Source organism: Cyclobacterium lianum (assembly GCF_900143075.1).
Lineage (GTDB): Bacteria > Bacteroidota > Bacteroidia > Cytophagales > Cyclobacteriaceae > Cyclobacterium > Cyclobacterium lianum.
On sequence record NZ_FRCY01000003.1, the window covers coordinates 277214 to 290166 of the forward strand.

General features: G+C 47.9%; 9 protein-coding genes. 3 read left to right on the forward strand and 6 right to left on the reverse strand.

What is annotated here, in order from left to right:
- Positions 1-60 precede the first annotated feature (60 nt).
- The 3 genes from BUB19_RS06185 to BUB19_RS06195 all read left to right on the forward strand — a co-directional run bounded on the left by BUB19_RS06185 (position 61) and on the right by BUB19_RS06195 (position 3878).
- A complete protein-coding gene (locus BUB19_RS06185) occupies positions 61-1599 on the forward strand; it encodes a GH3 family acyl-acid amido synthetase (RefSeq protein WP_073093662.1) in 1539 nt (512 codons plus the stop codon).
- 102 nt (positions 1600-1701) lie between these two features.
- Positions 1702-2949: an MFS transporter gene (locus tag BUB19_RS06190; protein ID WP_073093663.1), complete on the forward strand. Its 1248-nt coding sequence runs from the start codon at positions 1702-1704 to the stop codon at positions 2947-2949.
- A gap of 131 nt (positions 2950-3080) precedes the next feature.
- The gene (locus BUB19_RS06195) at positions 3081-3878 is read left to right on the forward strand and encodes a hypothetical protein (RefSeq protein ID WP_073093664.1); all 798 of its coding nucleotides are present in this window, start codon (positions 3081-3083) and stop codon (positions 3876-3878) included.
- Positions 3879-3917: 39 nt separating this feature from the next.
- Here the strand turns inward: BUB19_RS06195 and BUB19_RS06200 are convergent, their stop codons facing one another.
- The 6 genes from BUB19_RS06200 to BUB19_RS06225 all read right to left on the reverse strand — a co-directional run bounded on the left by BUB19_RS06200 (position 3918) and on the right by BUB19_RS06225 (position 12950).
- Positions 3918-4976 carry a glycoside hydrolase family 113 gene (locus BUB19_RS06200; protein ID WP_073093808.1) on the reverse strand — a complete coding sequence of 353 codons (1059 nt, stop codon included), beginning with the start codon at positions 4974-4976 and terminating at the stop codon, positions 3918-3920.
- A 2-nt stretch (positions 4977-4978) separates the two neighbouring features.
- Complete coding sequence (locus BUB19_RS06205; protein WP_073093665.1) at positions 4979-6439, reverse strand: BCCT family transporter; 1461 nt, start codon at positions 6437-6439, stop codon at positions 4979-4981.
- A gap of 93 nt (positions 6440-6532) precedes the next feature.
- Positions 6533-8110 (reverse strand): glucoamylase family protein, encoded by a 1578-nt coding sequence (locus tag BUB19_RS06210; RefSeq protein WP_073093809.1) that lies wholly within the window; start codon positions 8108-8110, stop codon positions 6533-6535.
- Positions 8111-8126: 16 nt separating this feature from the next.
- Positions 8127-10094: a glucoamylase family protein gene (locus BUB19_RS06215; RefSeq protein ID WP_073093666.1), complete on the reverse strand. Its 1968-nt coding sequence runs from the start codon at positions 10092-10094 to the stop codon at positions 8127-8129.
- 206 nt (positions 10095-10300) lie between these two features.
- Positions 10301-11386: a LamG-like jellyroll fold domain-containing protein gene (locus BUB19_RS06220; RefSeq protein ID WP_073093810.1), complete on the reverse strand. Its 1086-nt coding sequence runs from the start codon at positions 11384-11386 to the stop codon at positions 10301-10303.
- 25 nt (positions 11387-11411) lie between these two features.
- On the reverse strand, positions 11412-12950 hold the full coding sequence (locus BUB19_RS06225; protein ID WP_073093667.1) for a RagB/SusD family nutrient uptake outer membrane protein: 1539 nt from the start codon (positions 12948-12950) through the stop codon (positions 11412-11414).
- Between the last annotated feature and the right edge of the window lie 3 nt (positions 12951-12953).

Below are 12953 nucleotides of genomic sequence, written 5' to 3' on the forward strand. Positions count from 1 at the left end.
CTGATAATTGTTAGTCATCATGTATAAAATCGTTTAATTCTAAACTTTACACAGCAAGGTATGCCCGTCATCGGTGAATTGATAAAAAAGGCAATTGATTTAGGTGAAAAACTAAACACTGAATCCAGGCCGGAAGAGAAACAAAACAAAGTATTGCAGGAACTATTGGATAAAGCCAAAGACACCTCATTTGGAAAATACCATGGTTTTAAAAATATTGGCAAATCAGAAAACCCTATATCCAGCTTTCAGCAGCAGGTCCCATTTCACGATTATGATGCGCTGTATGATCTTTGGTGGAAAAAAATCCGTGAAGGGCATGAGGACATCACCTGGCCCGGGATCAATCGTTTTTTTGCGGTCAGCTCAGGGACCACCAGCAATAGCAAATACATTCCGGTCACAGACGATATGCTGGATTCCATCAGGAAAACAGGCATACAACAGATCATGACCCTATCTAAGTATGATCTGCCTTCAGACTTTTTTGAAAGGCAGATCATGATGCTGGGCAGCTCAACCGACCTACAAGAAGACAACGGCTTTCTGGAAGGCGAAATCAGCGGCATCAGCGCCAGCCAGATTCCTTTTTGGTTCAACAATTTTTACAAACCAGGACCTGAGATATCGGCCATCGAAGACTGGGATGAACGAATAGAAAAAATTGCAGAGCAGGCAGCAGACTGGGATATAGGTAGCATTTCGGGGATACCCTCCTGGATAGAATTGATGATGAAAAAAGTGATATCCCACCATGGAGTTGACACCATCCATGACATTTGGCCCAATCTGGCTGTCTATACACCCGGAGGTGTAGCATTCGAGCCCCACAGAAAAAGTTTTGAGCAAAATCTTGCTCACCCTTTGATCTACATCGATACCTATCTCGCATCGGAAGGATTTCTTGCTTTTCAGGCCAGGCCAGATACGGATGCTATGGCGCTTGTACTGGACAATGGTATTTTCTTTGAATTTGTCCCTTTCGAACCCGAAAACATGACCGATTCGGGGACCATTCATCCTGATGCGAAAGCGCTCACCATAGCTGAAGTCGAAGAAAATAAAGATTACATATTGGTTATTTCTACAGTGGCCGGAGCCTGGAGGTATATGATCGGCGACACGGTTTCCTTTACCAACAAAGAGAAGGCAGAGATAAAAATTACCGGAAGAACCAAGTTCTTTCTTAATGTGGTGGGTAGCCAACTCAGTGTGCATCAGATGGATCAGGCCATAGAAGCTGTGCAGGAAAAATTCAACATCACTGTTCCCGAATATACCGTGAGTGCAGTCCGGGAAAATGGCGAGTACCTGCATCGCTGGTATCTGGGCAAAGAATCAGGTGAGGCCGATGAAGCAGCGCTGACCGAATTTCTGGATCAATGCCTGCAGGAAAAAAATAAGAACTATAAGGTGGCCAGGAATAAGGCCCTGAAATCGATTGATGCAAAGCTGATTCCTGCAAGCATTTTTATTGATTACAACGAAAAGCAAAAGAAGAAAGGGGGACAGGTAAAATTTCCCCGGGTAATGAAGGAAGAGGCCTGGGAAGCCTGGGAAGATTTCGTCCGTGAATCCAATCGTCTGACAGACCATTGAAACCAAATTCAGCAAAAATCAATTGTTAATATTGTCAAAGGACAGGAATTGACGATTGATTTTTGCCTTTGACGAAACAAGCCTTATACAAATTAACGCTTCATGGCCCTGCTGATTTTTAAATCACTGTCTTCTACCAATTATCGGTTTTTCTTTATGGGGCAGGCTTTTTCCAATTTGGGCAATATGATGAAACAGGTGGCGGTCGGATGGCTGGTCTACCGGCTTACAGGATCCGCATTGCTGCTGGGCGTGGTTTCTTTTTCCAGGGAAATCGCCGCGTTTTTGTTTTCTACAGTCGCGGGCGTACTCGCAGACAGGTACAATAAACACCGCCTGTTGATGGTCTGCCAATCCCTCATCGCGGTCAACGCCATTATCCTGGCCCTGCTGACCATCACCGATGCGATCAGCTTTCAAACACTGCTTGCTTTGGAGATCGTATTTGGACTGGTCAGTGGTATGGAGATGCCCTCCCGCCATGCCTTTGTCAATGATCTGGTAGAAGATAAAACCTACCTGACCAATGCCATCGCCCTAAATTCTTCGCTTTTCAACACAGCCCGGATTGTGGGGCCAGCTCTGGCCGGCATACTCATTCCCATCATCGGTGAGGGGTATTGCTTTCTGCTCTATGCCGTTGCAAGTAGTGCAGTGGTAGTAATATTTACCTATATTGAATACCGGCCCTCCGGGAAAAAACGAAAAGGTAAAAATTTTGCAAAAGAGTTTCGGGAAGGAGCAGTCTTTTCCATCAAAACAAGACACATACGCTTTCTGATATTATTTGTCGCGGGAATTACCCTGATTGGTGTCTCTTACATGGTGATCCTACCCGTAATGGCTGCAGAGGTATTTATGGGAGATGCGGTGATTTTTGGCTACATGACCAGTGCCGTCGGAATAGGATCCTTGCTGGGAGCTTTTTTTGTCGGGGCCAGAAATAATGTAGTAGGACTGGATAAGCTGATTTTATTGGGTACATTGATTTTTGGTCTGGGATTGGCAGTTTTTTCGTTCAGCACGATATTGTGGTTGTCTCTCCTTGCGCTGATAACCACCGGGTTGGGCAGGGTGATCATCTTCACAGGTTCCAATACCCTGCTGCAAACCATAGCTCCGGAAGAAAAAAGAGGCCGGGTTTTGAGTTTCTACATCATGTTATTCATGGGTGCGCTTTCGCTGGGGAGCTTCCTTATCGGATTGCTCACTGATTGGATGGGAGCTCCATTTGCCCTGATGATGGGGAGCCTTGGTGTGCTGGTTATGGGCCTGTACTATGCCAAAAGTCTTCCCCTACTCAGAAAAAGGACCTACAGAGCAATTAAAAAATCGGAATTATTGACCTGATCCTTATACCGGAAACCTGTAACCTTTAATAGATCCGGGCAGTGCCGGGGACATGGTACCTGATTTTGAAGCCAGGCATTTTCGCTTGATCACCGGGCCTGGACAGCTAGTTTAACCAAAAAAAATAATTTATGAAACCGCTTACTTTACTTGTTTTAAATAGTTTGAGTCTGGTGTTTACCTTGACTATCAATTACCTGGGTGGAACCGGAAAGTACTTCCAAAATAGTGTCGGAGAGATCAGCAGCCTTTATCCTACGGCCATCACGCCGGCTGCCTATGCTTTCTCCATATGGGGATTGATCTACCTGGCATTGACGGCATTTCTGATATATCAGTGGTATACCTATGCCACCGGACGGCAGTCCCTCACCGTTATTCCCACCGGTATTTGGTTTACTTTCGCCAATCTGGCCAATGCTTTTTGGGTATGGGCATGGACGGCGGAGTACCTGTTGTTATCTGTATTGCTGATATCACTGCTTCTGTTTTCGCTGGTAAGGCTGATCCTGCGGCTTCGCCTGGAAATTTACGATGCTCCGCTTCAGGTTATTTTTTGGGTTTGGTGGCCCGTCTGTATCTACACCGGCTGGATTGTGTTGGCTACAGTGCTGAATATTGCTGTAAGTCTGAAAAGTTTTAATTTGCTATCCGGGGCTTTTTCCGAGACAGTATGGGCTGTGCTTTTACTGATCGTTGCCGGTATCATTTACATTTGGATAACCCTTCGAAGAAACATGCGGGAAGCAGCCCTGGTGGGTGCATGGGGCCTCGTGGCCATCGCTGCAAAACAAGGTCAAAGTTACCCCAAAGTGGCCTTTTCAGCCATTGCAATAGCAGGTTTGCTGTTGATCATCACGGTAATACATGCTTACCGCAACAGAAAAACTTCGCCTATTGTTAAGCTGATTAAGGGAGAATGGACCTGATTGGTTATCCGGGGAATCAGTTTGAGGTGTTTTACCTGGTTATAGTTTTTCCGATGAACCAGTGAAATAGTTTTTCATTACCTTCTGGGCCATTTGGTGCTGAGGGCTGAAATCAGGTTGTCTGTTGCCCCGTTCAGGGTACCATTTCCAGAAATACACGCCTTGAAACCAGGGTTGATGCCAGACTGACTCAAAAAATGCCGTATAGCAGCGGGCCTGAACCTCCTCCGACAAAACTGCCTGCTTCCTGTCCTTTGGCCAAAGCCAGGGAGCATCCGCCGCGTCGCTGGTATTGCAGTATCCGAGCTCGGTAAATAAGATCGGCTTTTTATACTTAAGATTAATTTTTTCCAGGTCTGGAATTACCCTCTCCCAGCCCAGCATAAGCTGATCTAAAGCTGGGTTCTCACCGGAAGCGAGTGGAAAATAGGCCTGAACACCGATATAGTCCAACGCATCCCAAAATCTTATGGATTCATATTCGGTAAAATTTGCGGCATAAGTCAGTTTGCCGGAGTACACCTCTCTTACTGCAGTGATGATTTGCCTCCATTCCATTTCCCGGTGGCTGGTTTTTTCCAGTTCTGTGCCTATACAAAACAAGGGCAGATTCCGCTCCTCGGAAAGGGCGGCGTAGTGTAGAATAAATCTCCGGTAATTCTCAAACCACTCCTTCCAATCTTGCTCAGACTTCATGGCAATTTCCCCGGGCCATGAGCCAGATACCCATATATGGGGCTTGATGATACTGGTTAAACCCTGGCTACGAGCGGTATCAATAGTTGCGGTCAGGCCTTCGCTTCTTTCCCCCCACCACATCCTATCGCTGTGCATTTCCCACCTGATCCGGGAGTCTGCCGGATCTTCCTGCCAGCCAAACGGCGTCTGTGATATGTGGCTTACACCTGCAGCAGTAGCACCCGCCATCTCTCCTCCTTTCAAAGGATTCCTGCTACCTACCCAGCAGACTCCGCGGTGTTTGGTATTCTCAAAACGCACAAAATTTTCAGCCTGTTTTCCTGTATGGCAGGTTGCTGTAAAAAGAACGATGCCTAAGGCAGTAATCAGCCCTGACAATTTATTTATATATGTTCCCATGCTCATTTGCTTCGGTACAAGATATAAAGAAAACTACTGATCATCAGCAGGTATACCCAACTAAATGGAAGGGCCATCAATACCAGCAGTTGACTGATCGATTCCAGGAGTTGTTCCCGGCCCACAAAAATGGTGGCTACCGTAAATAATACCAGGATCAGCCCCCATCCAAGGAGATTTCTTTTTCTGGGCTCCATGTTGCCATTATCTGCAAACATTCCCAATACATAGATGGCCGAATCAATGGAAGTAATTAAAAAAGTAAAAACCAACAGCAATCCCAATGATTTGATAATCCCTGCCATAGGCAGACTGTCAAAAAATACAAATATGGAACCATATAGCGAGTCAAACTGTCCCGCATAGGTCTCCGGATCCCCAATCAACGCAAAGGCCTGAGAGCCAAATACCGCAAACCAGAAAAAGGTCCCGAGTGAAGGCACGAGCAGCACCCCCAGAATGAACTCCCGAAAAGTCCGGCCCCTGGAGATCCGGGCGATAAATACTCCCGTAAACGGAGCCCAGGAAAGCCAGAATGCCCAATAAAAATAAGTCCAGTCCATCAGAAAGTCTTGCTCCACTTTCATTGATCCAATATTGAGACTCATGGGCAAAAAATCCTGCAAGTAACTTGTCAGTGCCAAGAAAAAAGTCACAAATACGCCAAAAAGATCTCCGGAAAACCAGGTAAAAAGCATTAAAAACAATGCCAGAGCAATATTGAACCTTGACAAATTACGGATTCCCTGGCTCAATCCCGTGAAGGCTGACAGCGTGGCGAGAGACCCCAGAAACACCACTACCCAGGCATTGTTGGTGTAGTTGACATCCAGCAGGCCAAAAAGCTCCCTAAATCCGGCCAGCAACTGCCGGCTGCCCAATCCTACCGCACCAACCACACCAAATAGCGTACTGATGATAGTGATCACGTCGATCGGTACACTCAGCCAGGGTTTTTGAAACCTGCCTGCCAGTACAGACGAACTGAGCATTAGCCTTCCCTTCCCATATACCAGATAACCGATGATCAGACCAAACATCCCATAGAAGGCCCAGGGGGTCAATCCCCAGTGAAAAAACGTATATTCCAGGGCAAAGATATCCGGATCAAGTACTGAAGGTCGCGGCGCCTGCGTATAGTAATATACCGGTTCCTGAACCGCCCTCAGCATCAAACCTGCTCCCATGCCGGTACTGTACAGCATGGCCACCCAGGAAAACCATCCGTACGCTACCGGTCCATCACCCAATCGGGTATTTCCCAGAGGAGATACCGCAATCGACAATAACGCCAGAACAATCGCCAGGCCCAGGAAAAGGTAATAGCCCCCAAAATAATCCAGCGTGCGGGCTGCCGTATCCTGAATCCAGACTTTGAACTCCACAGGAATACTAAATGCCAGAAACAAAAAAATCAGACAGGCAGCAATGGACACGAGAAACGTAGGCTTATTGGTAGGCATCAGCAGGCTATGGCTAAATTTGCCTGAATATACAATACAAATGCAAGCCTGTTCCGAAAACCACCGGTTTTTCTGCTTCGCAAATTCTGGAAATTATTCCGGGAAACTAAAACCAAGTTTCTTCAGGCCTTCCTTTATTTCCGGGGCTTGCATGAAAAGGTTCCAGCCAAGGCCGGAGCGGTAATTTTCTATCATCGCTACGACAGGACCCTGGTCAATTGCCAGATACCGCTGCGGATACCAGGCTTCTTCAGGGCTCAGAGCATCATAAAATCCATACCGGCCAAAAGTCTTCTCCCCGTAATTGTAGTAAAGATTCTTGAGAACCGCCATACTTTCCTCAGGCGTATAGGGCATGGATGACAGGGCAGCTGTAGGCGAAATGACGCCCAAATCATTGCCGGGGCGGTGGGCGGAATAGCCATTGGTAGAATAACTCGCTGTCAGGCCCCATAAATCGGGTCCGTACCCTTTATATCCTGCCTCATTCTCTATACACCATTGCCGGTTGATCAGGCTATGGTTGCGGTTATGTTCCCAATAATCAGCGTATCTATCACTTAATCCTTTCGGATTCAATCCCAGATAGGAATAATGCGCCCAAAACAAGGGACCACCGTATTCAGGGGACCCGTTGTGAGATAGGGGTAGCGGGTGCCCATAGGCGCTGCTTTCATTTTGAATGTTACCTGAGCGTGCCCACCCTTCATGATACACCTGCTCCGGCACCGAATGGGTGGGAGAAGAGGCGGCCAGAATATAAGTGATGAGACACTCGTCATAGCCCCGGATAGCAAAATTTTTCTGCCAGCCAAAATTGGGAGACCAATGCCAATAAAGTACGTTCTGTCCATCCTGCGTATGCCAGTCCCATTGCATATCCTTCCACAAATTATCGATCTTGTCCGCCAGAGATTTCTCTCTTTCGGTTCCGTCCCGGTAATATTCCCTGACTGCCAGCAGTCCCTGCATCAGGAAAGCCGATTCCACCAGATCTGCTCCATCATCATCCCTGCCAAATGGCTTTACCTTTCCCGTCTCGCCGTTGATCCAATGTGGCCAGATGCCATGAAAACGATCCGCCTGCTGGAGAAAATCAACTATTCTTTCGAACCTGGCGAGGCCTTCCGCCGCAGTAATCCAGCCTCTCTCCAAACCTGCGAGAAGTGCGAATAATCCAAATCCGGTACCACCGGTGGTCACAATGTTTTGGTCATTCTGGGGATATTCTCCGTCGATGTGAATCCGTTCCCTGGCCATTCCTGAATTGGGCTCGGCACCCTCCCAGAAATACCTGAAAGTGTAATATTGAACCATGTTCAGCAGCTCCTCCTCGCTCATGGTCTTTGTTTCTACGGCCACTTCCCCCACAAGCCTGGAACTCTCCCCGGTCCGGGCCTCTATCTTATAGTGCAGCCCCAGGTTTTTGCCCAGATCATTCACAAAATCCAGGTAGAGGGTATCGGACAATTCTGCCCTTTTGGCATATTCTCCATCTTCCTTTCGTACATAAACGACATAATTATCGGCATCAGCTATTGGATGCCAACTCAGTTCTACATGCCTGTCATAGGCTCTGGATTCCACTTCACTGTTTGCCTCGGGCTTCTGCGCACAGGAATATCCCGCCAGCATCAACAGCCATATCAGGTTACAAGCATTTATTTTCATGGTCCTGCATTTAATGTTATTCATAGGTAAAGTCTAATTTTTCCAATCCTGCGGTGATTTCCTCATTTTGCATGAAGTAATCCCAAAGCAATCCGGATCGGTGGTTTTCTATCATCAGCAAAATAGGCCCCTGATCTATGGCCAGGTAGTCAGCAGCAAACCATTGTCTTGTCAGGTCAAATGCATCCAGGAAACCCATTTCACCCCAAAGCCGGTCTCCCAGTTGATAATAAAAGAATTCAAGCGCAGCCATCGATTCCCCGGGCGTATAGGGCATGGAAGACAAGGCTGCTGTAGGCGTGATCACCCCCAGGTCACGCGATGGGGAATGCGCTGCATAGCCATCGGGGTTATCACTTGCAGTTAATCCCCAGGATCTGGGGCCATATCCTACAAATGAAAGTGGATTCTGTATGCAATAGGCCCGGTTGATCAGGCTGTGTATGCGATTCTGCTCCCAGTAGCTGGCATACCTGTCTGCAAGTTTTCTGGGGTCTAATCCCAGAAATGAATAATGGGCAAAAAACAGCGGACCTCCCCTGTCCGGGCCCAGAGGAAGTAAATAACCGTGGTAATTTTGTCCATTTCTAATAGCCCCATCTCTGGCCCAACCTTCATGGTACACCGTTGCGTCAATCGGGTGGGTAGGTGACGAAGCCGCCAGGACGTAGACGATCAATGCTTCATTATATCCGGATACTGACATATCCATGGCCCAGCCCAAATCTGCTGACCAATGCCAGTAGAGTCGGTTTTGACCTCCCCGGGTATACCAGTCCCATTCTACCTCCTCCCAAAGGCGGGTAATCTTGTCCTGCAGCAGTTTTTCCTCGGAGCGGCTTTCATCAAGATAACTACGTACAGTCAGCAGCCCCTGCATCAAAAGTGCCGTTTCTACCAAATCTCCACCATTGTCAAGCGCACTGAAGGGAATGGTCGTTCCGCTATTGCCATTCATCCAGTGAGGCCATACCCCATGAAATCGATCGGCCTGCTCCAGAAAACCAACCATTTTATTCAACCTGTCTATCCCGGCTTCCCTGCTGATAAAGTCTCTTTCTATCCCCACCATGAGCGCCATGATCCCAAATCCCGACCCACCAATTGTAACCAGGTCTCCTGAACTGCTGCGCTCTCTCGCCAGGCCACTTACAGGATGTGCAAAATCCCAGAAGTACCGGAAAGTTTGTGCCTGAACTTTCTCCAAAAGCGCATTTTGATCAATTAGAGGGAATTTGGTGTTTTCTGCAGGCTCCGTGTAGAAAGTAAGCTCAAATGCTTCTATGGGAATGCCACTACATGCATCCTCTCCTGAGGGTATCATTAGGGTAAACTGTCTCAGATCCCCAAGAGGAGCCAGGGACCGGATCTGGTAATGAAGCGAATCTTCGACATGAACCAACTGTATAGGAATAATCCCTTCTCCCGTTTCCTCCAATCTTATCGCATCCTCATTCAATGAAACGGGATACGAAAACTGTAGATCTAATTGAAATTCGAGATTGGCATCAACCCAGTGGCGACTCCCCAACCGGCTTGCATCCAAAAGTGTAAAAGAACTCACGGAGATGGATGTTACGAGGGTTGAAAATCTGAGTTCCTTACCCACGAATTCCTGGCCATCCTGACCCCGTATACCTGAGAGAATTTGCAGCGTGTACCTGGCGCCTTCCTCCAGCACGCCTACAGGCAGCAACCTGATGGATTTATTGCCATCCAGAAAGCTGGAGTTTACTGTGACCTCATCTCCGGTATCCGTATTTGTGAGTATTAGATTTCCGGTAAGAGATTCCGGCCTGAGGGGTACAGAGAAGTGAAGCTGTATAGATTGGTCAAATGGCACATTCTCGGCCATCTCCTGCCCGTCGATAGCAACGTTACCAATCGTCGCACCTGTCAAATCCAGAACAGGTGCTTCTGCCTGCTCCGACTGGCAGCAACTACATATCAGTCCGATCAATAAAAAAACTATCCGGGCTAGCATCTGATATTATTTTCTTCGTTGGGGTCAATAATGTTACCGATTCGCTTTCCCGGTACACTGTACTGCTCCAGCCTGCGCCTGAAGCCCGATTTACCAGGATATAAAGTCTGCACATGGCCTTTCAGGGAGGAAACAGGGCTATCCGTTATAAAGCAAAAACAACAGAAAGTTTCCTTCCTGTCGTTTTTTGCAATACTTCAACGGTTTCAGTTGCTCTCCTCCATCATGATGTCCTGGATCTCAGCCTGGCTCAGGGCCCTGCTGAAAATCCTTAGCTCATCCAGTTCACTTGAGGTAGACAAATGCCCCCAGCCGGTAAACCGCGGTGCACCGGAAGCTACGGAAAGGATATCGCACCCAGTCCAGTCGATTCCTGGAAAGCTACCCTGGCTGACCACTTCTCCATTGATGTAAACCGTGCACTGATCCGTTCCGATGGTAAATGCGATGTGATTCCAGGTATCAGCTCCGGGATCTATGTCAGCAGCAGCCCCACCATCAAACCAGTTTTCACCTGAACCATTGCCTACATTCAATTTAAACCGCTGCATTCCACCTGCATTTTCCCTGAATAATCTGAATCCTGCGGTTCTGTTGTTCATGGCTGTAGGATTTGATTCATCCGGAGGACCCATCACCAAAAGTCCGGCACGGTCGGGTGTACCGTTCAACTTGTACCAAAAGACTGCACTAAACTCCCCGGATTGAAGATTTTCTGCTTCGTAGGCCAGATAGGCATCTGCCGCTCCAGAATAGGCGCGACCTGAAACGCCGTCTGCAAAACCGGGAGAGCCCGACACAGTAGGGGTCTGAATGCGTACCAGCTCAGTATAATCCCCGTCAAACGGTAGATAAAATTCCTCCCCTGCGTACACGGGCTGATAGGGTTCGATTTTTTCAAAAGCTACCAAAGTACTTGTCTCTTTGCCGGACAGGTCTCTGGCTATCACTTCCAATTGGTGTTCGCCATTGGTCAGGTTGTCATAGTCGACTGTACCCAGGAATCTCCGGTAATCTCTGAAGTCCTCAAATCTGGCTATTTCCTCTCCATCCAGCTCCACTATGACGGTTTCTATTTCTATATCGTCCTCTACTTCCAGGTCAATTTCAATACTGGTGACATCCTCTGTTACCCGGATCTGGGTTCCCTCAATCGGGTAATTCACGGTGACTTCGGGAGCTTCGTTGTCTGCTCCCGGTTCTACAAATTCGATATCGTCTATATAGCCCTCGGTGCAGGCAGACAGGCAGAGCGCCAATGCCGCAATAAGGCTGATCCATTTATGTCTCATTTTGGAATAGGTTTTATGTTTCAATTCATTCTTCATTTGCGGCCTCTCTGATTTGAGGCAGGATATCCTGCTGCTCCAGCGGATAGGGCAGGTAGCGGTCACCCTCACTGAATGTCCTTCCCGCATAATTCAACTCATCGGTACGATCATATCTGATCAGATCAAAGTATCTGATGCCCCATTCCATGGCAAATTCTGCGAATTTTTCATCCAGAACTGCATCCAGGTCTACTGAAGGAAGGTTGTTTAATCCTGCTCTGGCTCTAACCTGATTTACAGCCTCGGTTGCTGACAGGACCTGACTGCTGGCTCCATTGACCAGTGCCTCGGCATGTAACAGCAGGACTTCCGCGTACCGGATGCAGGTGAAGTTTTTATTTTCGCCGTAAGTAAATCTCCCCGGAGTAAGCTGGGTAGAAGGAAGGTAGTGTTTCCCGCTGAGAAAGTTGTATCTGGGGTGGTTGTTAAATACATCGCCATCCGGACTGACATTGGATACCCAATCCGGTAAATTCTGATAGGCTGCATCCGATTGGATGGCTGCTATCCCGTCAGGGGTAAACAAGACAGAGGTAGTCAACCTCTCCTGTTCATTCCTGTCGAGCATAAACTTGACGTATTTTTCTGTAGGTTCGAAAAACCCCCAGCCTCCCCCTGCACCGGACACTGCCGGAGTCCAGCTTGAAGGACCGAAAAAATCCCACAGGTACCGGGTCCGTGTCCCGCTGGCCTGGCCAAAATCGGAATACTGCAGTTCCAGCAGGTTTTCGTCATTCAGCTTTCCTGGTATTTTAAATAGCTGGTAATAATCCGGCTCCAGCACAAACAGCCCGCTACCGATGATTTCATCTGTAGCTTCCACCACAGCAGCGTAATTGCCCAATTCCATATTAGCCCTGGCTTTCACTGCCAAAGCGGTGTAGCGGGTCACTCCTCCCCTGACATCAGCCCGTTGATTGGGCCGCACACTCGGTAAATCGGGAATCGCAGCATCCATTTCCATGGAGATATGTTGCATGACGGTCTGGTAATCGGAAAGCTCTACGTTAAAGAGGTGGCTGGGTTCTGAGGCATTGGGAATGAGCACCGAACCCCATAGTTTGGCCAGGTACATCAGTTCAAAAGCACGCATTACCCTGATTTCAGCGATGTATTGTCTGGCATTGGCCTCATTGGCCCCGGCCTCCCTGTATTTTTCGATTTCTTCCATCGCACCGTGCCAGTACAATAGGTCCGAATACAGGTTGAGCCAGGTAGAATTATACATCCAGAAATTTCTGTCATATCGAAATTCATCTGTTTCAATCAGGGGAAACTGATCGCCGGCGGCGTTGACATCGTCTCCCCGCACACTTATAAGCGGGAAGGTCTCCCATTGCAAACTGTACAATTCAGCATAGGCTCCGTATAGCAACAGGACCATGTTTTCAGTCTGGGAATAGTCTGTGTCCTCGGCGATAAATTCATTCTCCAGAGGCTCGTCCAGTACGTCCGTACAAGACGGCCCCACCAATAGGATCGAAACTGCCAAAAACAGAACGGATATATATTTGTAGGTAGTCATATT

Coding starts and splice junctions, on each gene's coding strand:
- BUB19_RS06185 (WP_073093662.1), top strand. CDS start 61: ATGCCCGTCATCGGTGAATTGATAAAAAAGGCAATTGATTTAGGTGAA.
- BUB19_RS06190 (WP_073093663.1), top strand. CDS start 1,702: ATGGCCCTGCTGATTTTTAAATCACTGTCTTCTACCAATTATCGGTTT.
- BUB19_RS06195 (WP_073093664.1), top strand. CDS start 3,081: ATGAAACCGCTTACTTTACTTGTTTTAAATAGTTTGAGTCTGGTGTTT.
- BUB19_RS06200 (WP_073093808.1), bottom strand. CDS start 4,976: ATGGGAACATATATAAATAAATTGTCAGGGCTGATTACTGCCTTAGGC.
- BUB19_RS06205 (WP_073093665.1), bottom strand. CDS start 6,439: ATGCCTACCAATAAGCCTACGTTTCTCGTGTCCATTGCTGCCTGTCTG.
- BUB19_RS06210 (WP_073093809.1), bottom strand. CDS start 8,110: ATGAAAATAAATGCTTGTAACCTGATATGGCTGTTGATGCTGGCGGGA.
- BUB19_RS06215 (WP_073093666.1), bottom strand. CDS start 10,094: ATGCTAGCCCGGATAGTTTTTTTATTGATCGGACTGATATGTAGTTGC.
- BUB19_RS06220 (WP_073093810.1), bottom strand. CDS start 11,386: ATGAGACATAAATGGATCAGCCTTATTGCGGCATTGGCGCTCTGCCTG.
- BUB19_RS06225 (WP_073093667.1), bottom strand. CDS start 12,950: ATGACTACCTACAAATATATATCCGTTCTGTTTTTGGCAGTTTCGATC.